The organism is Microbacterium sp. MRS-1, assembly GCF_000585455.1.
Classification (GTDB): Bacteria; Actinomycetota; Actinomycetes; order Actinomycetales; family Microbacteriaceae; genus Microbacterium; species Microbacterium laevaniformans.
The window spans coordinates 33,778-57,566 of sequence record NZ_JAUF01000041.1; the positions used below are offsets into that span (position 1 = coordinate 33,778).

Consider the following 23,789-nt stretch of genomic DNA (forward strand, 5'->3'; position numbering starts at 1 on the left):
ACGAGGCCTCCTCCCCCTCACGGGTCTGGACACCCGCACGTGTCGCGGCTGTGGAAAGTCGCGGCACGGGGGCCCGTCTCGCCTCAGAATCGGGACATGCTCCGCTTGGCCGCTTCGTCCCCGCCGCTGTGGCGCACGCCCTCGAGTCTCCAGCTCGGCACGGATCCGGCGATCCGCGTCGACGGCGTGCTCCCTTGGCAGGAGCGCCTCCTCGACGCCCTTGCCGACGGCGTGGCCGATGCGGGACTGGGACCTCTGGCACGCAGCTTCGGGGCCACGGCCGCGGAGGCCGCGGAGTTCACGGGACGAATCGAGCAGGCCCTCATCCGAGAACCACCGACCCCGCGTGCCGTGCGGGTGGAGGTGCCCGAGTCGCTGACGAGCGCCGAGCGTGAAGCGCTGTTGGCAGGGTGGGACGCCGCAGGCCTGGCGCGCGTCTCGATCAGCACCTGGGCCGTCGACGCGCCGCAGCGCGGGGTGCCGGTGATCGTCGTCGCCGACCGGCTCATGGACCCGCGCCGCGCCGCGCGGCTCATGCGCGCCGACGTCACCCACATCCCCATCGAGCTCGCCGGTGACCGCGTGCGCGTCGGACCCGTGGTCATCCCCGGTGCGACGGCGTGCACCGCGTGCGAGCACGCACGCCGCACCGCCGAGGACCCGCAGTGGCCGCTCATCGCGGCCCAGTTACTCGGTCGTGATCCGGTGCGCACGGATCCCGGTCTGCTGATCGAAGCCGGAGTCCTCACCGGCCGGCTCCTGCGCGACGCCCTGGACGCGCCCACGGAGCGCCCCGGGAAGGCGCATACGAGCATGTCGGTCGGGCTCAGCCTCGCCCACGTCCGGCGGACGTGGCATGCGCACCGGCCGCACGCACAGTGCCTGTGCCGATCTCCTGAAGGAAGCGGGAGCGCTGACGTGAGCGCGATCCCGACCGTTGCGACCAGCTCATCGAGAGGGTACGCGCAGCCCGCGTGACGCCGACGTACGCGAGTCGTCGTTCCTCGTCGATCTCGTCGAAACCGGTGGCGTAGGAGATCGGCAGGAGTCCTTCCGCGAGGCCGAGGAGATGGACGTGATCCCATTCCAGGCCTTTGGCCGCATGCAGCGTGGCGAGTGTCACGGTGCGCAGAGTGGGCTCATGCTGACCGCGTCCGCGCACCATCAGCTCGTCGGTGAATGCCCGCAAAGTGGTGCCCTCCGGCGCCTGCTCGGCCAGACGCAGGACGGCGGCGCGTGCCTCCCAGGCGTCACGCAGCGCTCCGCCGGCCGGAGGCGGATCATCGGTCAGGCCGACCGAGCGCAGCACGTCGCGCACCGCCGCGACCAGACCGTTCGGGGTGGGCGCGACGGAGGCGCCCCGCAGCAGCGAGACCGCCTGACGCACTTCGGGCAGATCGAAGAACCGCTTGCCGCCGAGAACGGTCGCGGCGATTCCGCGCGCGGCCAGGGCCGAGAGCACGGGCGCCGATTGCGCGTTGGCTCGATACAGCACGGCGATCTCGTTCGGCTCGATGCCCGACGCGAGCTGGGCGGCCACCGCCGTCGCCACACCTTCGGCCTCCGCCTGATCGTCGTCATAGGCGGTGACCGACGGGACGGGGCCGGCTGAACGATCCGAACGCAGCGCGAGGGCGCCCGGTCGGCCGCGCATGAGCGCATTCGCGACCCCGAGAATCGCCGGGTCGGAGCGATAGTTGCGTTCGAGGCGCACCACGGTGGCCTCCTCGTAGCGGTCGGGGAACGCGAGCAGGTAGCGCGGGTCGGCCCCGGCGAACGAGTAGATGGTCTGGCTCGCGTCGCCGACGACGCAGATATCGCGCCGATCCCCGAGCCAGAGCTCCAGCAGGCGGTGCTGCACGGGCGAGACGTCTTGGAACTCATCGACCGTCAGATGGCGATACTGCTCATGCACCGCGGCTGCGACCCGCGGCTCCGATTCCAGCATCCCGGCGCACGCCAGCAGCACGTCTTCGAAGTCCAGTTGACGCCGTTCGTCCTTGACCTTCTCGTAGCGCCGCTGCAGATCCGCCAGCGCCTGCGCATCCAGAGTGTTGCCGAGGCCCTCGGGGTGTGCAGCGGCATCCTGATCGATCGTTCGCATCGCGACCTTCCGCCACTCGATGCGGCTGGCGACGTCGCGCAGGGTGGTGCCGTCCAGACGGAGGCCGAGGCTGTCGGCGGCCTGCCCGAGCACACGCACCTTGTTGTCGATGATCGACGGCGCCGTATCGCGGGCGAGCTGCGGCCAGAAGAAGTTCAGTTGCGCCAGCGCGGTCGCGTGAAACGTGCGCGCCGCGACCCCTTCGACGCCGAGCGCCCGCAGACGCCCGCGCATCTCCCCCGCCGCCTTCGCCGTGAAGGTCACCGCCATCACCCGCGATGGAGAGTAGGCGCCGGTGTCGACCCCGTGGGCGATGCGGTGGGTGATCACGCGTGTCTTGCCGGTGCCGGCTCCCGCGAGCACGCAGACCGGTCCACGCAGCATCGCCGCCGCGACCCGCTGCTCGTCGTCGAGGCCCTCAAGCGCACGTCCGCTCACGCCGGGTCCCCCGCCCAGTCGGCGATCAGCCGGTGCGCGATGGACGTCGTGCCGGGAAGCAGGATGTCGCCGTCGCCGCGCAGCGCCGCACGGATCTCCTCGCGCGAGAACCACCGCACGTCGACGATCTCCTCGCCGTCGGCGCGGGCCGCGGACATGTCCGCCGCCGTCGCATGGAAGCCGAGCATGAGTGATCGAGGGTAGGGCCAGGACTGAGACCCCCGGTACTGCAGCGCCTCGACGAGCACGCCGGCTTCCTCCTGCACCTCGCGGACGATCGCCGATTCCAGCGACTCCCCCGCCTCGACGAAGCCCGCGAACGTCGAGTAGAGATTGCGATCCGCCCACAGCGCGTTCTTGCCCAGCAGCAGCGACGAGCCGTCCGGAGAGATCACGGCGACGATGACGGCGGGGTCGGTGCGCGGAAAGTGCTCGCGCCCGCACACCGGACAGTGACGCGCCCACCCACCCGCGCGCTCCTCGGTGCGCGCACCGCAGTGGGAGCAGAAGGGCGCCTCGACCAGCCAACGCCCGAGGGCGACCGCCTCGACGAGCAACCCGGCGTCCGTGGCCGACATCTCGCCGCCGATCGCGCGCAACGCTGCCCACCCGTCGCCGGGATGCGCGCTCAGGGGAACGTCATGGTCGGCACCGGATGCCGCGAGCAGCACCGCGGCGCCTGCGCCGTCGCGTCCGAGGAATGCCCACGACACCCCGTCACGAATGCTCTCGACGGGCACGGTGCGCAGCGTCCCGTCGCCGTCGAGCGGGGCGCGATCGCCGTGCACGGCGACCACCCGCGTCGACCTCTCGGCGCGAAGACGCGCGAGCAGGTCCGGTGCGTCGCGCTCCTCGGCGCAGCGGTCGATGCCGCCGCGCGCAAGCGCGGGAGGACGCACGGGAACAGGCGGCTCAGCCGATGGCGACATCCGGGACCTTCCTCGACGGGCGTGGCGCACACGGGGACGGGGCGCGGCACACCTACCCTGGGGGCATGGCACGCTCACCACTCACTCTAGCCGCGTCGGTCACGTCGGCCCTTCCCCGCGTCGCGGTGGTCGGTGTGGCGCCGCTGACCGAGGGCGTCTCCGGCCGCTACGACAGCGCGATCGCCACGCTCGACGACGGCCGACGGGTCGTGGTGCGTGTGCCCGTCAACGACCAGGCCGAGCAGGATCTGCTGTCCGAGGCCCGTGCGCTGACCTCGCTGACCGCCGGCGTGCGGGGTGTGCTGCCGTTCGGCGCCCCCGATGTTCTGGGCCAGACGACGGTCGACGGCCGCAGCGCCCTCGTCCAGACGCTGTTGCCGGGCTATCGGGTCGATGCGGCCCACGTGCCCGCGGGCCGGGGCGTCGCCACCGCTCTGGCCGCCGCGATCGCGGCGGTCCACGATCTTCCGGTGACCGTGATCCGTGACGCGGGACTGCCCATGCGGACCTCCGCGCAGGTGCGCGACGAGGCCGAGCGCCTCCTCGATCGGGCGGAGTCGACGGGCCTGCTGCCCTTCGGGCTGCTGCGACGCTGGAGCACCGCCATCGGATCCGATCCGCTGTGGCGCTTCGAGACGACCGTCGTTCTGGGCGGCGTCGACCCGGCATCCTTCGTCTTCGAGGACGACGCCGAGGGCACACCCGCCGTCACCGGTCTTCTGAGCTGGGGCGCACTCGGCGTCGGCGATCCGGCGATCGACGTGCGCTGGACGGCGTCGGCCCCGGCTGCTCAGGCCGACGTGCTCGACGAGTACGCGCACCGTTCGCACCGCGCACCCGACGCCCTCCTCGCCGAGCGCGCCCGGCTGCATGCCGAGCTGGAGTTCGCGAAGTGGCTGGTGCACGGTCACGAAGCCGGGCAGCAGGACGTCGTGCGCGACGCCGTGGCACTGTTGGAGTCGCTCGACGCCAACGTTCGCGACGAACCGGTACGGGCGCGCGACGATGTCACGCTCGATCAGGCGCTTGCGGCGACCCAGCGTGTCCCTGCCGGTGCGGGCGAGGCCGCCGACACCTCGATGCAGACCGACAGCTTCGACCCCGAGACCCTCGCCACCTTCCTCGCCGACGAGAATGCGACCGGCATGGTCGAGACCAGCCGCCTCGACACCGTCGCGATCGAGATGTCCGAGTGGGCGCAGCCTGCACACGCGTCAGCCACGCGCGTTCCGGTGCACACCTCCGACATCCCTGTTCACGATGGCTCCGCACCCGCGGCCGCTACCGGTCAGGGCGAGGCAGCCACGCAGGACGCCCCCGGCGAGCCCTCGGCCGACGACATCGACCGCGACACTGCCGCGCGCAACGCTCTGCGCCGCTGGACCGGCACGGCCTGACACCCGGCGCGCGCCGCCGCGACCTCAATCGCGCAGGATGAGGCCTTCCGCGACGTAGAAGAGCACCACATCGATCTGCTCGCGCGCAATGCCGTGCTTCGCGTGGTACGCCTCGCGGTACAGGCGCAGCTGGATCATCCGCTCATCCCGCTCGGCGGCGGTGCGCGGCGCACGGCCCGTCTTCCAGTCGACGATCTCGATGCGATCGCCGCGCCGGTAGACGGCGTCGAGCTTGCAGATCACGACGTGCGGTCGACCGTCTCCGAGAGCGTCCTCGATCGTGACGTCGATCTCCGTCTCCACTTCCAACGGCCGCAACGATGCCCACTCGGAGGCCAGAAAACGCTCCTGCAGCTCGGCGAGCTCTGTCGATGCCGGACCGCCGTCGGAGACGGCCGCGGTGTCGGATGCGTCCTCATCCCACAGCGCGTCATCGAGCGAGGTGCCGGCGCCCACGACGCCCGAGCGCTGCTCGACCCACGAGTGGAAAGCCGTCCCGAGCCGCGACTGGCGATAGGGACGCTCGGGCAGCGGACGGCGCAGGGCCGGCGCGTCGCCGAGGAAGTCCTTGAAGCGGGATGCCGGGATGCGCACCGGCGCCGCCGGTCGCGCCCGGCGTTCCCGCTCGGCACGCTCGGCGAGCAGGAGGGCGAGTTCAGCCGTGGGCTCGGCCTGCGCAGCTCGTCCTACCTCCTCGGCTGCGGCGGCGACGGTGCCGCGCCGGGCCCCGAGGGGATCGAGCGGCCACTGCAGGAGGCGGCGGCGACCCTCGAAGGGGTTGTCGCCCGGGTCGACGTCAGGCACGATCGTCCGGCCCAGAGCAGCGGCCATCTCCTCCAGGAAGGCGCTCGGGCGACGCGGCGACTTCGTCCCCGACCAGTGCGAAGCGCTCAGAAACAGGTGATCCCGCGCACGGGTCACGGCGACGTACGCGAGCCGACGCTCCTCCTCCCGCTGGCGCGCGCGCCCGGCCGCGACGAAGTCGTCCAGCGCACGGGAGAGGTCCTGCTGCGTCGGGGACTGGTCAGCACCCCAGCGAAAGGCGGGGAGCCAGTCGGCATCGCCGCGGAACTCGTACGGAAGAACGCCGAACCCGAGCCATCCGCGTGTGTCTTTGGGCCGGGTCGGCAGCTCATCCTCGACCAGTCGGACGACGGCCACGGCATCCCATTCGAGGCCCTTCGATCCATGGATCGTGAGCAACTGCACGACATCGTCCTCCGGCGGCTCGGTGCGCGGCGCGAACTCATCGAGACGCTCGGCATGGTCGAGCCAGGCGAGAAGGCTGGGCAGCGACCCGCGCTCGTCGGTCGCCAGAAAGCCGTGCAACTCGTCGACGAAGGCGCGCAACTGGTCACCGGCCACCCGCGCCGGACCGCGTGCCTCGTTCGCGGCCAGCTCGATATCCAGCCGGAGTTCGAGCTCGATCATCCGCACGAGCTCGGGAATCGGCAGTGTCGCGTGCCGACGCAGACTGGCGAAGACGGCCGCCGCCTCGCGGAGGCGTTCTCGTGCCGCCGCGGTGAAGTCGCTCAGCCAGCCGTGGTCGGCGCCGTGACGGAGGAAGAAGTCGAGAGCGTCGACGAGCGAGCCCTGATCATCCCCCGCCGACGTCCGCATCCGCGCGACGATGTCGGGATGCAGCGGCTGGAGGGCGCCGTCGTGACGGCTGATCCGCCGGGACAGCTCACTCAACGCCCGCAGATCTGCCACGCCGATCCCCCAGCGCGGACCGGCGAGCAACCTGATCAGCGACGACCCCGCACGCGGGTCGCTGATGACCCGGAGCGTCGCGACGACATCGACCACCTCCGGCGTGGACAACAGCCCGCCGAGGCCGAGGATACGATGCGGGATGCCGCGCCGGCCCAGGGCATCGGCGAAATGCACCATGTGCTTCTTGCTGCGAAAGAGCACGGCCCCCGTCGTCGCGGCGCCCGCTCGCGCGCGCTCATGCCGTACGCGCGCGAACCAGTCCGCCACCGCATCGGCCTCCGCGTCGATGTCGGTGTCGATGTGGATCTCCACCTCGCCCGAGCCCGCACCCGGACGCGGCCGCAGGCCTTCGACGGCGACCGGAACGCTCTCGGCGAGGGGCGCCAGCACGGCGTCGGCCGCACGCAACACGTCGACACTGTTGCGCCAGCTCGTCATCAAAGCGAAGGTCTCGGCCGCACCGGTGGTGCTGAATGCCGTCGCGAAGTCGCCGAGGTTGCCGGCGCTGGCCCCTCGCCAGCCGTAGATGGACTGATGGGGGTCGCCGACCGCCATCACCGCCGCGTCGCGGAAGGCGGAGGCGAGCAGCTGGGTCTGCACGACGGACGTGTCCTGGTATTCGTCCAGCAGCACGACGCGATAACGGTCCCTCAGCTCCTCGCCGACCGCCGGGTGCGCATCGATGATGTCGCAGGCTCCGGCCACCTGGTCGGAGAAGTCGATCACGCCGTGGCGGAGCTTTCGCCGGGCGTACTCCCGCGCCAGGTCGGCGAGGAGGTCGAGTGCGCCCACGGCGACGTGCGCTTTCGCGATATCGGCGTACACGGTGACGCGGGCCGACGTCGAGGGGCGTTCCAGGACGTCTGAGAAGCGCGCCGGGAAGCGCGCCAGCTCGTCGAGGTCGACCCGGTTGTCGGCGGCGTCGCGGGCGATCCGCAGTGCGGCGTCGATGATCGAGCGCAGCGCCTCCTCGCGCACCTCCAGCCGCGGATCGTCGGACTCGAGCACGACGCGCCGCATCAGCAGCCAGGCTGCGGACTCGCTGAGAACCGCGGCCTCAGCGTCACGGCCGAGTCTCACGGCGTGCTCACGCACGATGCTGTCGGCGAAGCTGTTGTACGTGGAGACGGTCGGCCGCTCCAGCAGTGCGTCCGCCGACAGGTCGTCCGCGACCGCGGCGGCGCCAGTGACGGCGACGAGCTGATCGAGGACGGCGAACCGGGACGGTGACGGCGCACCGCTGCGCTCGATCTCGCCGAGGACGTCGAGATGCCCCCGCGCATGGAGCGTCTCGAGGTGGGGAACAAGCCCACGGCGTTCGAACTCCGCGAGCCGCTGCAGTCGTCGATGCACGCGCTCGGCCAGCTCGCCCGCGGCCTTGCGGGTGAACGTCAGACCGAGCACCGCATCACGCGGAACGAGGCCGTTCGCCACGAGCCAGACGACCCGCCCCGCCATGGTCTCGGTCTTGCCGCTGCCGGCGCCGGCGACGACGAGCGCGGGCGAGAGGGGCGCGGCGATCACGCGCGCCTGTTCATCGGTGGGCGGGAACTGACCGAGGGCGGCCGCGAGTGCGGCGGGCGAGACGATGCTCATGAGGCGCTCACCGCGTTGATCGTGTGGATCCGACAGAGGCCGTAGGAGTGATCGTCACGACAGTGCTCCTCATACGGCGCCGAGAACTCCGCGCCGCTCATGACGGTCGCCGCCTCACGCACCCGCGCGAGGAACGCGTCGCGGGCGGCATCATCCAGCGGCGGCTGGCGGGGTTCCACGTAGTCCTTCGTGGCCGCCGACGGGCGCAAGACGAGCAGCTTCGCGCCGCCGGGGGTGAGACCGGCAGCCTCGGGGATGGCGCCCTCATCGAGCGCGAGCTGATACGCGGCGAGCTGCGGATTGTCGACCACCTTCGCGTCGGTCTGCGGTTCGCGCTTACCCGTCTTCAAGTCGACGATCACCACCTCCCCCGAGGCGGTGCGCTCCACGCGATCGATGTACCCGCTGACGATGGCGCCGTGGCTGCCGACCGGATCGAGGGCGACCGGAACCTCGAAATGCGGCTCCGAACCGATGACGCTTCCGCCCGCGGACTCGAACCGCCGCAGATACACCGACAGTCGTCGGACGAGTTCGCGTGCCCGTGCGCGCTCCGCACGCTCCCGCCAGGCGGACTCGAACTCCAGTTCGCTCCAGCGCGCGTCCACGATCGCCCACAGCGCATCTTCGTCGGAACTCTCCGCACGTTCCATCGCCGCATGCACCAGCGTGCCGAGGCCCGCCACAGCTCCCCCGTCATCGGCCCCCAGGTCGGCGAGCAGCCAGTTGAGCTGGCACTCCTCCACGCTCTGGAGCCGCGACGGCGAGACGCGCACGTCCTCCCGCGTGAGATCGCGCAGCGGTGCCGTGGATGTCACGGGCGCGATGCCGTACCACTCTTCGGGGGCGGCGCCCGGGACGCCGGCCGCAGCGAGCAGCCGCAACTGCTCGGCGGCGGCGCGCTGCGCGGACGGGTCGGCTCGACGCTCCGAAAGCGTGCGCCGGTGCTGCGCCACGAGTCCTCGCAGGGTCAGGGGATGCGCGGCGGAGCGCGCCGCCGGCTGAGCCGGCGGAAGAAGCTCGAAGAGCGGACTCGGCCCCGTATCGTCATCGTCGACCGCGGTCACGACGAGTCGTCGGCGCGCACGGGAGCAGGCGCGGGCGAACAGCCGCAACTCGTCGTGCAGCACGCCGCGTCGCCGATCGAGTGTCTCGGTGACACCGGGCGCCGCGCCGGCGGCGAGTGCCGCCAGCCGCCAGGTCTGCAGCAGGCTCCCTCGCGCGCGGAGGTTCGGCCAGACGCCCTCCTGGACACCCGCGACCACGACGGTGTCGTACTCGGCGCCGACCGCGCCGGCCGGGGTGAGAATGTCGACGGCATCCGCGGTCGAATCGTCGGCCAGCCGGTCCTCGGCGACGTCGGAATCGAGGATGCCGCGCAGAAACACCCCGGGTGAGGTGCCGTCCGCTCTCTCACCGTGACGTTTGGCGGCCTGGAAGAGGGCCACCAGCGCATCCAGCTCGCGGCCGGCTTGCGCGGCGAGCGGACCGGAGCCCTCCGCGGCGGCGACCCATGCCCGCTCGACGCCCAGACCTTGCCACGCGCCCCACAGGATCTCGTGCGCGGTGGGCGCCTCGGCGCCGCCCGCATGAACGAGGTCCCATTGTGCGTGAACGTCGGCGAGGGTGCGCGCGATCCGTTCGGCGCGGCGTCCCTCTCGCGTGTCGAGCAGCGCGAACGCGACCGGATGCCCCAGTGCGGACACGAGCAGATCGGCGCTGGAGGTGACCGGCTCGTCGGGGGCCTGCTCGCCCACCGACGGGTCACCGGCCAGCGCCGACAGCCGCAGGGCGGCGCGCAGTCGCCGGATCTCGACCGGATCCATCCCTCCGGCGCGGAGGGCGTCGACGGCGTCCTCGAGAGTCCAGGCGGTGGGCTCGAGCTCGGCCAGCAGCGCGACGCGCAACAGATCCGCCACTGCCCGGGCCTGAGCCAGACGTCGCTGCCCGCGGGTGCGCGTGGGCACCTCGCGGGCGGCGAGCTCGGCTTCGAGTGCCGCAACCTGTCGGCTGTCGTGGGCGATGACGGCGCACGCCGACCACGGCACCGCGTCGTGGACGTGGCGCTCTCGGAGCAGGCGCGCGATGACGTCGTGCTCTTCCGACGCGGAGCGGGCCGTGACGGTGCGGACGCTGTCGTCTTCGCCCTCCTCCGGAGCATCACCGGTGGCGGGAGGGCGCAGGCGGTGCGCGACCACCCCGGCGGCACCGATGCGGGCCGTGACCGCGGCGATCAGACGTCGCTGGGCCTCGGAGCCGCGGTGCATGTGGTCGAGGACGTACACGGGCCCGGCGGCTGCCAGGCGCGAGAAGTTCTCCGGACTGGCGCCGCGGAAGCTTCCCGAACCGACATCCGGATCACCGAACGCGAGCACCGCCACGCCCCGCGCGCGGCAGGCCTCGAGCAGTTCCACGCCGCCGAGAGTCAGCTCCTGGGCGTCGTCCACGACGATCGCCCGCAGTCGCTCCAACGCGGCGAGCCCCGGCGCGTCGGCCGGAAGCGTGCGGACGAGGCCCAGCGCCTCACGGACGAGGCCCGCGGCGTCGCGATGGGCTCCGCGCATGCGGTCGCGCGCATACAGGTACTCCCGCGAGAAGGATGCCGCCGCCGCCCACTCCGCGACGCCGTGCCGCGCGGCAAGATCCGCCAGGTGATCGGCGGAGACTCCGAGCTGCGCGCACTCGGCGAGCAGAGCGCGCAGCTCGGCGCGGAACGTGCGCGTGGAGCGCACGGCCGCCGGCAGCGAGAGCGGCCACCGCACGATCCCGTCGATCTCATCCTCGGCGTCTCCGGCCAGCAGATCGGCGATCACCTGGTCCTCGTCCGGACCGGTCAGCAACTGGGGCACCGGCTCGCCACGATGGACGGCCTCGGCGCGGACGATCTGATAGCCGAACGCCACGATCGAGCGTGCCAACGCGCCGGGTGTGGCGACGCCGACGGCGAGGGCGAGGCGGTCTCGCAGCGCAGTCGCGGAGGCGCGCGATGGCGTCAGCACGAGCACTTCGTCCGGCTGCAGGATGCCGTGCGCTTCGTCCGCCGACGGCCGAACGAGCGCGCCGACCCGCGCGATCGCGGTCGCGGTCTTGCCCGATCCCGGGGCGCCCACCACGACGCCGGACGCGTCGGCGGGAAGGTCGATGACGGCACGCTGAGCGGCATCCCACGTCACACGATCCATGCCCCTCACGCTAGCCGGACACACCGACACGAGCGTTCGCGCACAGCGAGCGGCGCACTGCCGTGCGCGCGATCCCGCGCCCGATCCGGTGTCGTAGAGTCGAGGTGCGGCCGGCGTACCGGTCCGCTCCGCCCGCCGACGGCGGCGGGTCATGAACAGAAGTGAGGCAATCACCGTGGAGATCCGCATCGGCATCGCGAACACCGCTCGAGAGCTCAGCTTCGAGTCGGCCCAGTCGGCGGATGCCGTGACGAGCACGATCCAGAAGGCTCTCGAGGCCTCGGAGTCCTTCGTCACCTTCACCGACGTCAAGGGCAACACCTACATCGTCCCGACGACCGGCATCACGTTCATCGAGGTCGGCACGGAGGAGTCCCGCCGCGTCGGCTTCGTGGCCTGAGCGTCGGAGGACGACCCGTGGACATCCTCCTCGCATTCATCTTCGGCGGCGCCTACGGCGCGGTGATGCACTATCTGATGCCCGGACGCACCGCGCGCGGTAGCGCCGTGGCACCGGTGCTCGGTGCTGTCCTGGGTGGTCTGGTCTGGATGACCCTCACCTGGGCCGGTCAGACGACACTCGACCCGTGGCTGTGGATCCTCTCGATCGCCGTCCCCGCGATCGTCGTACCCGCGGTTCTGGCCGTCCTCACGCGCACGCGTGCGAACCACGATGCGCGCGAGCGGCTACGGCTGAAGATCTCCTGAGGTCGCTGCTGCGCCGCGCGGGGCTGACCGTCAGGCGTCGAGCCCCATCGCAGACATGCGACGCGAGTGCGCACCGAGAAGGTCGGTGAACACCGGCTCGACCTTGCGCTCCTCCGCGGCATCCAGGGTCTGAGGACGAAGGGCGGCGCGCGCGATGAGGAGCGTGTCGCCCACGAGGCGACGACCCCACAGCGCGAGCAGCGACTTCCACTGCTCGTCGGCGGCGATCGCGTCGGTGATGATGTCGACGAGGGCTTGCCGGTCGTCGTCGCCGCGCAGGATGTCCGCGACCCGCCGACCAGTCTGGCCGTAGCTGGAAGAAAGCGCGAGGTAGAAGTCGTCGAGCATGCCCGCCGTGATGTGCACCGAGAGCATCGTCTCGAGCGAGCGTGCACCATGCGTCGACCGACGAAACGCGTCGAGGGGCTCACGGAAGGGCAGCATGAGGTCGACGGGATCGTCGCCGCGTTCGCGGATCAGCGCGAGGATCGCGCGGTGCTTGTGCAGCGCCGCCCCGGCCGCCACCGAGATCGACTCCTTCTGCGTCAGCTCGGGGGTCGGTGCGATCAGCTCGCTGAGCGTCTCGAAGTAGCCGAGCTGGAGGTAGGCGGCTTGGCCGAGGAAGGTGTCGATGTCGGGAGCCAGCTCTTCGAAGTCGACGCGCCGGACGTCACCGAAGTCGCCGCGAGAGCGCACGCGCAGCGTACGTGCGACGGTGCGATCGCGCTGCCAGGGCCAGGTCACCACGCCCCCAGCCTAGATGCGACCCGCCGCTTCCGAGGTCGTCGCGACGCCCTCCGGTAGGCTGGTCAGGTCTCGGCGATGGATCGAGACCCCCGCGCCTGCGGATGAGTAGAAGGCGTGGACTTCCTCACCGGCGGCTTCTCACCGCCAGACAGGCACGTACTGTGACGACATTCGCTGAACTCGGAATCGATCCCGACATCGTGGAGGCCCTCGCCTCCAAGGGCATCGTGGACGCCTTCCCCATTCAGGAGCAGACGATTCCTCTGGGGCTGCCCGGCCAGGACATCATCGGCCAGGCCAAGACGGGCACCGGCAAGACGTTCGGCTTCGGCATTCCCGTGGTCCAGCGACTGGGCCTCGATCCCGCCCCGGGTGTGAAGGCGCTCATCGTCGTTCCGACCCGCGAGCTGGCCGTCCAGGTCTACGAAGACATGGACATGCTCACCCAGAACCGCTCCACGAGCGTGGTCGCCATCTACGGCGGCAAGGCGTACGAAGGCCAGATCGACCAGCTGAAAGCCGGCGCGCAGATCGTGGTCGGCACGCCGGGCCGCCTCATCGACCTCAACAACCAGCGTCTGCTCGATCTGAGCGGTGCGGTCGAGGTCGTCCTCGACGAGGCCGACAAGATGCTCGACCTCGGCTTCCTGGCCGACATCGAGAAGATCTTCCAGAAGGTCGCACCGGTGCGTCACACCCAGCTGTTCTCCGCGACAATGCCCGGCCCGATCGTCGCTCTCGCACGCCGGTTCATGAGCAACCCGATCCACATCCGGGCGACCGATCCCGACGAGGGTCTGACGCAGGCGAACATCAAGCACCTGGTCTACCGGGCGCACTCGCTCGACAAGGATGAGGTGATCGCCCGCATCCTGCAGGCAGAGGGTCGCGGCAAGACGGTCGTCTTCACCCGCACCAAGCGCGCCGCTCAGAAGCTGGTGGACGAGCTGAACGACCGCGGGTTCAACGCGGGCGCGGTGCACGGCGACATGAGCCAGGAGGCGCGCGAGCGGTCGATGGCCGCGTTCAAGGCCGGCAAGAAGGACGTGCTCATCGCGACGGACGTCGCGGCGCGCGGAATCGACGTCGACGATGTGACCCACGTCATCAACCACACGATCCCGGACGACGAGAAGACCTACCTGCACCGCGCCGGACGCACCGGCCGTGCGGGCAAGGCGGGTATCGCCGTCACGTTCGTCGACTGGGACGACCTGCACAAGTGGGCGCTCATCAACCGCGCCCTCGAGTTCGGGCAGCCCGAACCCGTCGAGACGTACTCCTCCAGCCCGCACCTGTTCACCGACCTGGACATCCCGGCGGGCACCAAGGGCCGCATCGCCAAGGCGCCCAAGACGGAGTCGGTGCGCACGCAGCGCCCGGCACCCGAGCGGGCGGTAGATGCCGCGGCCGACGGAACCGGTGAGGCCGGCACGCGTCGTCGTCGTCGCCGTCGCTCCGGATCGTCAGCGGTCGGCTCGACGTTCGCCGAGGGTGCATCGGCGGGCGCGGATGCCGCCGCATCCACGTCCGATGACGCTTCCCGCTCCGCCGACGGCGCCGGTACGCACGACGGCACCGGCAGCGAGCACCACGACGGCAAGCCCGCCCCCGCGCGTCGCCGTCGGCGCCGCCGCGGCGCGGCTGGCGGCGCGCCGGCCGCTCCCCCCGTCGCCGGCGCCTGACCCCACGGCCCGCGGTGGCCACCGCGCCGGACGCTCACGCCGCACGAACTCCGCAGAATCGCACGTCCTCCGCATCCACATCGGCGACCCGATGCGGAGTTCGTCACCATCTGCGGAGTTCGCGCGTCCCGGCCCGGCGCCGCCACCACAGCCGCTCGAGCGGAGTGGAGTGCTGCATCGCGTCGTCAGGCGAAGACGGGCGCGCTGCCCGTCGCCCTCTCGATGATGCGCTGCACCATCTCGTCGGCGGTCGTGAACTCGCCCGGCTGGTTCGGCTTTCCCAACCCGTGATAGTCGCTGGAGCCGGTCACGATGAGATCCCGCTCCGCCGCGAGCGTGCGCAGCGCCCCGAGAGCCGGCTCGCGATTTTCCCGATGACCGAGTTCGAATCCCGCGAGCCCGGCGTCGAGCATGCGACCCAGCAGCTGGGCGGGGAGCAGCCCGCCGCGGCCGGCCGGATGAGCGATGATCGGCACACCTCCGGCATCCACGACAGCGGACACCGCGGTCACCGGATCCGGCGCATACAGGTCGACGTAGTAGTCGCTGCCGGGGTGCAGGATGCCGGCGAAGGCCTCCCCCCGATCGCGGACGTAGCCGCGCGCGATGAGCGCGTCGGCCAGGTGCGGGCGCCCCACGGTCGCCCCCACCGTCGTCTGCGCGAGGATGTCGTCCCAGGTGAGATCGTAGTCACGACCGATCCGCTCGGCCATCGTCTGGGCGCGGGTCAGACGCGAGTGGCGGATCCGGTCGGTCAGCGCACGCAACCCCGCATGCTCCGGTTCGAACAGGTAGGCGAGCACGTGGATGCTGCGCCACTCGTGACGAGCCGACAGCTCCATGCCCGGAATCAACGTCATGCCCAGCGAGGCGGCCGCCTCTGCGGCCTCGGACCAGCCCGACGTGGTGTCGTGGTCGGTCAGTGCGGCGGTGTGGAGACCCACCGCATGCGCGGCGGCCATCACCCGCGCCGGAGGCTCAGTACCGTCCGAATGGTCGGAGTGCAGGTGCAGGTCGCTGGGCCCGCGAAACCGCGGCATCCGCTCCGGAACCGACGACACGACCATCCCCCGAGCGTACCGCCGGCTCGTGCGGGGCTCCCGCCTGCGGCATTCGCGGTCCGGGAACTCCCAGGAGCATTGGCGTAGAGTCCCCCACGTGCTGCGCCTGCTCGGAATCCTCGTGACGGTGGCCGCCGCGATCGCCACCGCGGTCGTCACGTGGCCGCAGTTCTTCCGCCTCGAGCAGACCTTCCCGTTCGCACAGATCGTCTCCCTGCGCCCCGTCGTCGTCATGGTTCTCGCTGTCGTGTTCGTGCTCGGTCTGCTGCTCGCCCTCGTGCGCCCGCTCCGGGCGTTCGCGGGCGCGATCGCGGTCATCGCCCTGCTCGGTGCCCTCGCGAACGGCGGCGTCCTCCTCGTGCGCGGGGTGGGGACCGGAAGCCTGCCGCCGGCGACGGATTCCAGCATCCGCGTGATGACCTGGAACACCGCCGGCGCCGCCACCGATGCCGACCTCATCGCCCGAACCGCTGTGGCGATGAAGGCCGACGTCGTCGCTCTACCGGAGACGACCATCGAGACCGGTGAAGCCGTGGCGATCGCGATGCGCGAGATGGGCGCACCGATGTGGGCGCATCACGAGAACTACGGTGAGCGTCCTGGATATCCGGACTGGGCCGCGAACTCGACGACCCTGCTCATCTCCCCCACCCTCGGCGACTACGCCGTCGTGGCGTCCACCTCCGACGGCGCGACCAACACCTCGGCCGTCCCCAGCGTCGTCGCGATGCCCATCGACGGCAGCGGACCCACGATCGTCGCCGTCCACGCGGTCGCGCCGCGTCAGGACCGCATGTCGGACTGGCGCAGCGACCTGACCTGGATCGCCAATCAGTGCGCGAGCGATGACGTGATCATGGCCGGAGACTTCAACGCCACGGTCGACAACATGGCTCGTCTGGGCGTCGACGGCGGCGACCTGGGCCGATGCACGGATGCCGCGGCACGCACCGGTTCCGGCGCGGTGGGAACGTGGTCCACGTCGCTGCCCCCACTGATCGGCACCCCGATCGATCACATCATGGCGACGGCGAACTGGAAGCCGACCGGATCGGTCGTGCTCGGCTCGCTGGATGGGAGTGGCAGCGACCACCGTCCGCTCGTCGTGCAGTACGAGGCCGAAGGGTAGACCCCGGGGCCGCCGGCCGCCCTCCGACGAAGGGAGGAGGTGCGAGACTTGTCCCATGAGCACGAGCGAGAGCGACACGATCGCCACGACCGACACCGCCGGCGCACCCGTTGAGAACGCCAACCGCAAGCAGCCGTTCCCGCGCGGCTTCCTCGACGCCATCTCGACCGGCTGGGCCGAACGGCCCGAACTCACACCCTCGCCGCGACCGCAGGTCCCGTACACGGCGGCGCGGCGTGCGGCCGTCTCGGCAGCCTTCCCCGGGCAGCGCCTCGTGCTGCCGGCAGGAACATACAAGCAGCGATCCAACGACACCGACTACCCGTTCCGCGCGCACTCGGCGTTCGCCCACCTCACCGGCTGGGCGAGCGACAGCGTGCCCGACTCGGTCCTCGTCTTCGATCCGCGTGAGAGCGGCGACGGCCACGACGTGACGCTCTACCTGCGCGAGCGCGCCGACCGGACCACGGCCGAGTTCTACAGCGACGCGACCATCGGCGAGTTCTGGATCGGGCCGCGCCCGGCCCTGGCGGGCGTCGCCGGCGAGCTGGGACTGACCACCGCCCCGCTCGAAGACTTCGCGGCGACAGAGAGTGACCTCGTTCTGGACGAGGACCCGGAACTGACGCGCGTCGTCTCCGAGCTGCGGCTCGTCAAGGACGACTACGAGATCGCCCAGCTGCGCCTCGCCGTCGAGGTCACCGCTCGCGGCTTCGACGACATCGTCGCCGATCTCCCGCGGATCATCCAGACCCCGCGCGGCGAGCGTGCGGTGGAGGGCATCTTCCACCATCGCGCCCGTATCGAGGGCAACGGCGAGGGGTACGACACGATCGCGGCATCCGGTCCGCACGCCTGCTACCTGCACTGGACGCGCAACGACGGCGCCGTCCTTCCTGGCGACCTCATTCTCATCGACGCCGGCGCCGAGGTCGACAGCCTCTACACCGCCGATATCACCCGCACGATTCCGGTCAGCGGCACCTTCTCCCCCGTCCAGCGCATGATCTACGAGACCGTTCGGGAGGCGGCCGACGCCGCTTTCGCGGCGGCACGGCCCGGGGTGACGTTCCGTTCGGTTCACGAAGCGGCCATGCGTGTCATCGCGGAGCGCGTGGCCGCGTGGGGCCTGCTGCCGGTCACCGCAGAGGAAGCGCTCGATGCCGACAACGGCGGTCAGCACCGCCGCTACATGGTCCACGGCACGAGTCATCACCTGGGGCTCGACGTGCACGATTGCGCCCAGGCGCGCCGCGAGATGTACTACGACGGGATTCTGGAGCCGGGAATGGTCTTCACGATCGAGCCGGGGCTCTACTTCCAGATCGACGATCTGACCGTTCCGGAAGAGTTCCGCGGTATCGGCGTGCGCATCGAGGACGACATCCTCATGACTGCCGACGGCCCGGTGAACCTGTCTGCGGGCATTCCGCGCACCGCCGACGAGGTCGAGGCCTGGGTCGCGGGGCGTACCGTCACCAGCTGAGGGCGTTCAGAAGCGCTGACGGAGCCACGGGACGATCAGGTCCGCGAGCTCGGCACCGATCTGGTCGGCGGGTCGGCGGCGGCCCTTGACCTCGAAGGAGTGGGTGCCGCCGTCGATCCACACGGTGCTGGCGTCTCGGCATCCGCTGAGGGCCTGATCGTACTGCGCCCGAGGCTGGATGAACGGGTCGTTCGTGCCTTCGACGAACAGCTGGGCGACGGTGATCTGCGGAAGGTGGTCGGCGCGGAGCTTCTCCGGTGCGCCGGGCGGATGCAGCGGATACCCGAGGTACACCAGCGCCGCGGGCGCGATCGCTCCGTCGGCGGCAGCCATCGACGCCATGCGTCCGCCGTAGGACTTGCCCGCCGCGACGAACGGCACACCGGCAACCGCCTGGCGCGCTGCCGCCTCGACGGCGGCCCAGGTCGCGATCGCGTGCGAGGCGGGGCCCGGCATCTTCCGGCCCGCTTGCGCGTACGGGAACGCGAAGCGCATCACGCTCACGCCCTGGCGTGCGCAGGCTGCGGCCAAGCCGAGCAAGAACGGGTGGTCCATGCCGGCCCCCGCACCGTGAGCGAGCGCCATCACGGCCCACGGGTCGAGCGCCTTGTCCAGCGACGTCGAGACCTCGACGGCGCCTGTCGGCAGCGCGACCTCCATCACCGCTCCGGCGGCGTCGGTCCCTGTTCGCCGCCGTCTCCGACAGCGGCATCGTCCGTCGGAGGGGTCGCCGGTTCGGCCGGAGTGGTCGCGGGCGGTGCCAGGCGTTCGCCGTACTGCGGCGGATCGACGCGCTCACCGTACTGCGGAGGCGTGCTCGTGTCGGGCGTGGGTGCGGGGACCGGCGCCGCGGGTGGGCGGTGCGCGGCGGCAGGCGTCACCGTCTTGCCGACGACTTCGCGGGCGCGGTGGATGCTGCGCGGGAGAACCGTCACCTCGTAGCGGTCGGCCAGCACCTGCGTGATCGACGTGTAGTCGCGCCGGCGGCGGACGATCGAGTAGGTGATGATGCTCATCAGCATGCCCAGTGCGATACCCACCAGCATGACGCCGATGAAGAGCTGGATCGCCGCGTTCGGCGTACCCAGCACGAAGATGGCAGAGAAGAGCAGACCCAGAAGGATGCCGTTCACTGCTCCCGAGCGCGCGGCCGCCGCGTACCCGAGTCGCCCCGTGACGGTCTCCACGGAGCGCAGGCCATGGCCGACGATCGCGATGTCGCGGGCGGGGATATCCGCCTCCACGAGCTGAGACACCGCCTTCTGCGCCGCCGGGTACGTCGCGAAGTCGGCGATCTTCTCGCCGTGTTCCTGGGGTATTCCGCCCAACATGCTCACCCGACCATCTTGGCATGCGCACCCTGTGCATCCGCCGCGGCGCATCGTGCGTGTGGCCCCGGTTCCCCATGGGCGCGGACTACGCTGGTCAGGTGAGTACGCAGAGGGTTTTCGTGGCGCGCCTGGTGGGCTGCACCGTCTTCGACCCCGCGGGCGACCGGCTCGGCAAAGTCCGTGACGTGGTCGTCATCTACCGAAAAGACGACCCGCCGCGTGTGGTGGGCCTGGTCGTCGAGATCCCGGGGCGTCGCCACGTCTTCCTGTCGATCGGGCGCGTCACCTCGATCCAGTCCGGCCAGGTCATCACGACCGGACTCATCAACGTTCGACGCTTCCAGCAGCGCGGCGGCGAGGTGCGCGTCATGAGCGAGCTGCTCGGTCGTCGGGTGTACTTCACCGACGGATCCGGCCATGCCGTGATCGAGGACGTCGCGATCGAGCGCAACCGTCTCGGCGAGTGGGACATCGGTCAACTCTTCCTCCGCAAGCCCAAGACCAGCGCCTCCCCGTTCGCGAAGGGACCGACGACGTTCGCGAGCTGGGGCGATGTGCGCGAACAGGCTGTGCCCGGGCAGGCGCAGTCGGCGGAGCAGCTCGTGGCGACCTTCTCCGAGCTCAAGCCGGCCGACCTCGCCAACACCCTGCTCGACCTGCCCGACGAGCGCCTTCTCGAAGTCGCGGAGGAGCTCTCCGACGGCCGTCTCGCCGACGCGCTGGAGGAGATGCCCGAAGACGACCAGGTGCATATCCTCGAAGCTCTCGGCGATGAGCGCGCCGCCGACATCCTCGATCAGATGGAGCCGGACGACGCCGCCGACGTTCTGGCGCAGTTGCCGGAGGAGCAGCGAGAGGAGCTTCTCGAGCTGATGGAGCCGGAGGAGGCGGAGGACGTCCGTGCCCTCCTGAAGTACGGCCCCGACACCGCGGGCGGTCTGATGACGAGCGAGCCGATCGTCCTGTCGGCCGATGCGACCGTCGCCGAGGCACTCGCGCTGATCCGCCGCCACGAGTTGCACCCCGCCCTGGCCGCGGCGGTCTTCGTGACGCTCCCGCCGTACGAGACTCCGACGGGGCGTCTGCTGGGCACCGTGCACTTCCAAAGGATGCTGCGATATCCACCGCACGAGCGACTCGGCGCGATCATCGATGACACGCTCGACCCGGTGCCCGTCACGGCATCCGCCGCCGAAGTGGCACGCCTGCTCGCGAGCTACAACCTCGTCTCCCTCCCCGTCGTCGACGCGGCGCACCGCCTCGTCGGAGCGGTCAGCGTCGACGACGTGCTGGACTACCTGCTGCCCGAGGACTGGCGCTCTCACGACGGCGACGATGATGCGCTGACCACCCCCGCGACCACCGCGACGCTCCCGAGGAGGCTCTGATGGCGAAGGACCGCCGCACCTTCTCGCTGGACGCGCCGCGCGGGCGCGCGGGCATGCTGAGCCGCAGCCCGCAACCCTCTCGCGACCGGTTCGGCCGCTTCTCCGAAGCCTTCGCCCGCGCGATGGGGACCTCCGGCTTCCTCATCGGCATGAGCGTATTCGTTGCGGTGTGGCTCTGGTGGAACACCGCAATGCCGCGCGAGATGCAGTTCGACGCGGCGGAGAACAACTTCACGCTGCTCACGTTGATCCTCTCGCTGCAGGCGTCCTACGCCGCTCCCCTCATCCTTCTCGCCCAGAACCGGCAGGACGACCGCGACCGCGTGCAGATCGAGCAGGATCGTCAGCGCGCAGAGCGCAATCTCGCCGACACCGAGTACCTCGCCCGCGAGGTCGTCGCGCTGCACATGGCGATGACGGACGTCTCCGAACACGCCGTCACCCGCGACGTGCTGCGCCAGGAGTTGAAGGCTCTGCTCGAGTCGCTGGAGGACTCCCGGGACCGTGACCACCGCGGCGAGAAGGCCGACCAGCCGTGACGTCTGCTCTCGCAGGCGCCGGCGACGCCACCGGTGGCGAGGGCGATGCGCGCACGGATGCCGTCCGGCGGGCCGTCGGCGCGGTCATCGACCCGGAGCTTCGCCGTCCGCTCGCCGAACTCGACATGATCCGCAGCGTCGGTGTCAGCGGCGCGCGCGCCCGTGTGGAGATCGCGCTGACGATCGTGGGATGTCCCGCCGCCGACCGCATTGAGCGGGACGTGCGCGCGGCGGCATCCACCGTGCCTGGCGTATCCGATGTCGAGGTCGTCGTCGGGGTGATGTCGCCGCCAGAGCGCCAGGCGCTGACCGCTCGGCTGCGCGGAGGCCGTGCCGCGCGGACCATGCCGTTCGGGCCCGACGCCCTGACGCGCGTCATCGCGGTCACGAGCGGCAAGGGCGGTGTCGGAAAGTCCAGCATCACCGCGAACCTCGCCGTCGCCCTGGCCCAGCGCGGGCTCGCTGTCGGCCTGATCGACGCCGACGTGCACGGCTTCTCGATCCCTGGGCTGCTCGGTCTCGTGGATGCCGAGGGCCGCCCGCCCGCACCCACCCGCATCGACGACCTCATGCTCCCGCCCGTCGCGTTCGGCGTGAAGGCGATCTCGATCGGGATGTTCCTCCCGCGAGATCAGCCCGTCTCCGCGGCCGTGGCCTGGCGCGGCCCGATGCTGCACCGCACGGTGCAGCAGTTCCTGACCGATGTGTTCTTCGGAGACCTCGACGTGCTCCTCATCGATATGCCTCCGGGGACGGGCGACGTGGCGATCTCGGTCGGGCAACTGCTGCCGCACGCCGACGTGCTCGTCATCACGACGCCGCAGACCGCGGCATCCGACGTCGCCGTGCGCAGCGGGCTCGTGGCGGCGCAAACCGGTCAGCGGGTGATCGGCGTCGTCGAGAACATGGGGGCGATGACGCTTCCCGACGGCAGCACCCTGGATCTGTTCGGAGCCGGTGGTGGTGACGCGGTGGCGGCGTCGCTGTCGACGCCAGACCACGTCGTTCCGCTGCTCGCCTCCGTTCCGCTCAGCGTCGATCTGCGCCGCGGCGGCGACGAGGGAGCCCCGGTGGTCGTTTCACGACCGGAGGATGCGGCCGCACGCGCGATCGCCGCACTGGCCGAGCGGATCGCGACGACGCCGCGCGGCCTTGCCGGCAGGTCGCTGCCGGTCACGCCGCGCTGACGATCCGCGCTTAGGTGGCCTCGTCGTCGAACGGGACCACACCGTCCGGATCGAACGTCGACAGGGGTGGCGCCGACGCGGTGGCGGCGATCGCTGTTCCGACGGCGGCGGCCCGGACGGTGGGAACGGGCGCATCATCGAGGAGGGCGTCGCGAATGATGCGGCGCGGGTCGTACTGACGCGGGTCGAGGCGACGCCACTCCACGTCGTCGAAATCGTCGCCGAGCTCCTCCTTCACGCGCGTCTTCGCACCACTCAGCCACTCGCGTGCGCGCACCGTGAACTTCGCCAGGGTCTCCGCGTACTGCGGGAGGCGCTCGGGTCCGACCAGGAGGGCGGCCACGATCAGGAGCAGGACGAGCTTGTCCGGGTCGAGGCCGAAGAACATGCCTCCAGGTTACCCGTGCGCCTGTCGGATACGACGCCGACCGCCCCGTACGCTGGGCAGTGGAGGAACAACACATGGCCGATCAGGACGCGATCCGCAGGTATGTCGACGACGTCACCGTCGAACCCGAGGCGATCGAGCGTGCCCGCGCGCATGCGCTCGAACTCGGCGCGGCCCCGATCAGCCCGGCGGTGGGAGCCCAGATCGCGGTGATCGCCGCAGCGACGGCGGCCTTGAACGTCGTGGAGATCGGCACGGGTGCGGGGGTGTCCGGCCTCTGGCTGCTGCACGGCGCACCCCGCGCGACTCTCACCACCATCGACAAGGAGCCCGAGCACCTGGCTGCGGCGCGCACGGCATTCGCCGACGCGAAAGTACTGCCCGCTCGCGCCCGTTTCATCACGGGCCTCGCCAGCGACGTGCTGCCCCGGATGAACGAGGCGTCTTACGACATCGTCCTCGTGGATGCCGATCCGGAGAGCGTCATCGACCACGTCGAACACGGCCTGCGCCTCGTGCGCGCCGGCGGAACCGTGCTCATTCCTCGGGTGCTCGCCGGCGGCGCGATCGCCGACCCGGTGCGGCGCGATCCCGTGACGACGGCTTTTCGCACGCTGATCAAGGAGACCCAGGCCTCGCCGGCGGTGCTCGGTGCGCTCTCCATCGTGGGCGAGGGTCTCCTGCAGCTGACGACCGTCGCCTCCGAACTGCGCTGATCCTCCGCGGGGAGGGCCCATCGGCGCACCCCGGACACGGAAAAGGGTCGGTCCGAAGACCG

Annotated in this window: 19 protein-coding genes; 10 read left to right on the forward strand and 9 right to left on the reverse strand. The window is 70.9% G+C overall.

Annotation, left to right across the window (positions count from 1 at the left end; all coding sequences use genetic code 11):
* Positions 1-826: 826 nt before the first annotated feature.
* The gene (locus tag AS96_RS08755) at positions 827-2,542 is read right to left on the reverse strand and encodes an ATP-dependent helicase (protein ID WP_036288496.1); all 1,716 of its coding nucleotides are present in this window, start codon (positions 2,540-2,542) and stop codon (positions 827-829) included.
* Complete coding sequence (nudC, locus tag AS96_RS08760; RefSeq protein WP_036288499.1) at positions 2,539-3,471, reverse strand: NAD(+) diphosphatase; 933 nt, start codon at positions 3,469-3,471, stop codon at positions 2,539-2,541. Before nudC ends, AS96_RS08755 begins: the two co-directional genes overlap by 4 nt.
* Before the next feature lie 65 nt (positions 3,472-3,536).
* Between nudC and AS96_RS08765 the strand changes: the two genes are divergently transcribed.
* On the forward strand, positions 3,537-4,868 hold the full coding sequence (locus AS96_RS08765; protein WP_036288501.1) for a phosphotransferase: 1,332 nt from the start codon (positions 3,537-3,539) through the stop codon (positions 4,866-4,868).
* Positions 4,869-4,892: 24 nt separating this feature from the next.
* On the opposite strand, the gene AS96_RS08770 is transcribed toward AS96_RS08765, so the two are convergent.
* On the reverse strand, positions 4,893-8,180 hold the full coding sequence (locus AS96_RS08770; protein ID WP_036288504.1) for an ATP-dependent DNA helicase: 3,288 nt from the start codon (positions 8,178-8,180) through the stop codon (positions 4,893-4,895).
* A complete protein-coding gene (locus AS96_RS08775; RefSeq protein WP_231477184.1) occupies positions 8,177-11,362 on the reverse strand; it encodes a UrvD/REP family ATP-dependent DNA helicase in 3,186 nt (1,061 codons plus the stop codon). The genes AS96_RS08770 and AS96_RS08775 overlap by 4 nt, the downstream gene beginning before the upstream one ends.
* Positions 11,363-11,537: 175 nt before the next feature.
* On the opposite strand from AS96_RS08775, the gene AS96_RS08780 reads away from it, so the two are divergent.
* Together AS96_RS08780 and AS96_RS08785 are read left to right on the forward strand one after the other, a co-directional pair.
* Positions 11,538-11,762 carry a DUF3107 domain-containing protein gene (locus AS96_RS08780; RefSeq protein ID WP_036283262.1) on the forward strand — a complete coding sequence of 75 codons (225 nt, stop codon included), beginning with the start codon at positions 11,538-11,540 and terminating at the stop codon, positions 11,760-11,762.
* Between the two features lie 17 nt (positions 11,763-11,779).
* The gene (locus AS96_RS08785; RefSeq protein WP_036288507.1) at positions 11,780-12,070 is read left to right on the forward strand and encodes a GlsB/YeaQ/YmgE family stress response membrane protein; all 291 of its coding nucleotides are present in this window, start codon (positions 11,780-11,782) and stop codon (positions 12,068-12,070) included.
* A gap of 30 nt (positions 12,071-12,100) precedes the next feature.
* Here the strand turns inward: AS96_RS08785 and AS96_RS08790 are convergent, their stop codons facing one another.
* A complete protein-coding gene (locus tag AS96_RS08790) occupies positions 12,101-12,817 on the reverse strand; it encodes a ferritin-like fold-containing protein (RefSeq protein ID WP_036288510.1) in 717 nt (238 codons plus the stop codon).
* Between the two features lie 161 nt (positions 12,818-12,978).
* Here AS96_RS08790 and AS96_RS08795 point away from each other — a divergent pair, with 161 nt between their 5' ends.
* Complete coding sequence (locus tag AS96_RS08795) at positions 12,979-14,502, forward strand: DEAD/DEAH box helicase (protein WP_036288513.1); 1,524 nt, start codon at positions 12,979-12,981, stop codon at positions 14,500-14,502.
* A 185-nt stretch (positions 14,503-14,687) separates the two neighbouring features.
* Here the strand turns inward: AS96_RS08795 and AS96_RS08800 are convergent, their stop codons facing one another.
* Positions 14,688-15,569: a PHP domain-containing protein gene (locus AS96_RS08800; RefSeq protein WP_036288516.1), complete on the reverse strand. Its 882-nt coding sequence runs from the start codon at positions 15,567-15,569 to the stop codon at positions 14,688-14,690.
* Positions 15,570-15,660: 91 nt separating this feature from the next.
* Between AS96_RS08800 and AS96_RS08805 the strand changes: the two genes are divergently transcribed.
* Both AS96_RS08805 and AS96_RS08810 read left to right on the forward strand, forming a co-directional pair.
* Positions 15,661-16,692, forward strand: coding sequence for an endonuclease/exonuclease/phosphatase family protein (locus AS96_RS08805; protein ID WP_036288518.1), 1,032 nt, complete (start codon positions 15,661-15,663; stop codon positions 16,690-16,692).
* 55 nt (positions 16,693-16,747) lie between these two features.
* Complete coding sequence (locus AS96_RS08810) at positions 16,748-18,178, forward strand: aminopeptidase P family protein (protein ID WP_036288520.1); 1,431 nt, start codon at positions 16,748-16,750, stop codon at positions 18,176-18,178.
* 6 nt (positions 18,179-18,184) lie between these two features.
* Here AS96_RS08810 and AS96_RS08815 read toward each other — a convergent pair whose 3' ends face one another.
* Both AS96_RS08815 and AS96_RS08820 read right to left on the reverse strand, forming a co-directional pair.
* Complete coding sequence (locus tag AS96_RS08815) at positions 18,185-18,838, reverse strand: alpha/beta hydrolase family protein (protein WP_036288522.1); 654 nt, start codon at positions 18,836-18,838, stop codon at positions 18,185-18,187.
* Positions 18,838-19,509: a general stress protein gene (locus AS96_RS08820; RefSeq protein WP_036288554.1), complete on the reverse strand. Its 672-nt coding sequence runs from the start codon at positions 19,507-19,509 to the stop codon at positions 18,838-18,840. The genes AS96_RS08815 and AS96_RS08820 overlap by 1 nt, the downstream gene beginning before the upstream one ends.
* Before the next feature lie 98 nt (positions 19,510-19,607).
* On the opposite strand from AS96_RS08820, the gene AS96_RS08825 reads away from it, so the two are divergent.
* From AS96_RS08825 to AS96_RS08835, 3 genes are read left to right on the forward strand one after another with little or no spacing between them, the layout of a single operon-like run.
* Positions 19,608-20,897 (forward strand): magnesium transporter MgtE N-terminal domain-containing protein, encoded by a 1,290-nt coding sequence (locus AS96_RS08825; protein ID WP_036288524.1) that lies wholly within the window; start codon positions 19,608-19,610, stop codon positions 20,895-20,897.
* Positions 20,897-21,436: a DUF1003 domain-containing protein gene (locus AS96_RS08830; RefSeq protein ID WP_036288526.1), complete on the forward strand. Its 540-nt coding sequence runs from the start codon at positions 20,897-20,899 to the stop codon at positions 21,434-21,436. Before AS96_RS08825 ends, AS96_RS08830 begins: the two co-directional genes overlap by 1 nt.
* Positions 21,433-22,623, forward strand: coding sequence for a P-loop NTPase (locus tag AS96_RS08835; protein ID WP_036288529.1), 1,191 nt, complete (start codon positions 21,433-21,435; stop codon positions 22,621-22,623). The genes AS96_RS08830 and AS96_RS08835 overlap by 4 nt, the downstream gene beginning before the upstream one ends.
* Positions 22,624-22,633: 10 nt before the next feature.
* Here AS96_RS08835 and AS96_RS08840 read toward each other — a convergent pair whose 3' ends face one another.
* Positions 22,634-23,011, reverse strand: a complete 378-nt coding sequence (locus AS96_RS08840) for a translocase (protein ID WP_036288532.1) — start codon at positions 23,009-23,011, stop codon at positions 22,634-22,636.
* Positions 23,012-23,085: 74 nt separating this feature from the next.
* Here AS96_RS08840 and AS96_RS08845 point away from each other — a divergent pair, with 74 nt between their 5' ends.
* The gene (locus AS96_RS08845) at positions 23,086-23,727 is read left to right on the forward strand and encodes an O-methyltransferase (RefSeq protein WP_016464725.1); all 642 of its coding nucleotides are present in this window, start codon (positions 23,086-23,088) and stop codon (positions 23,725-23,727) included.
* Positions 23,728-23,789: the final 62 nt, after the last annotated feature.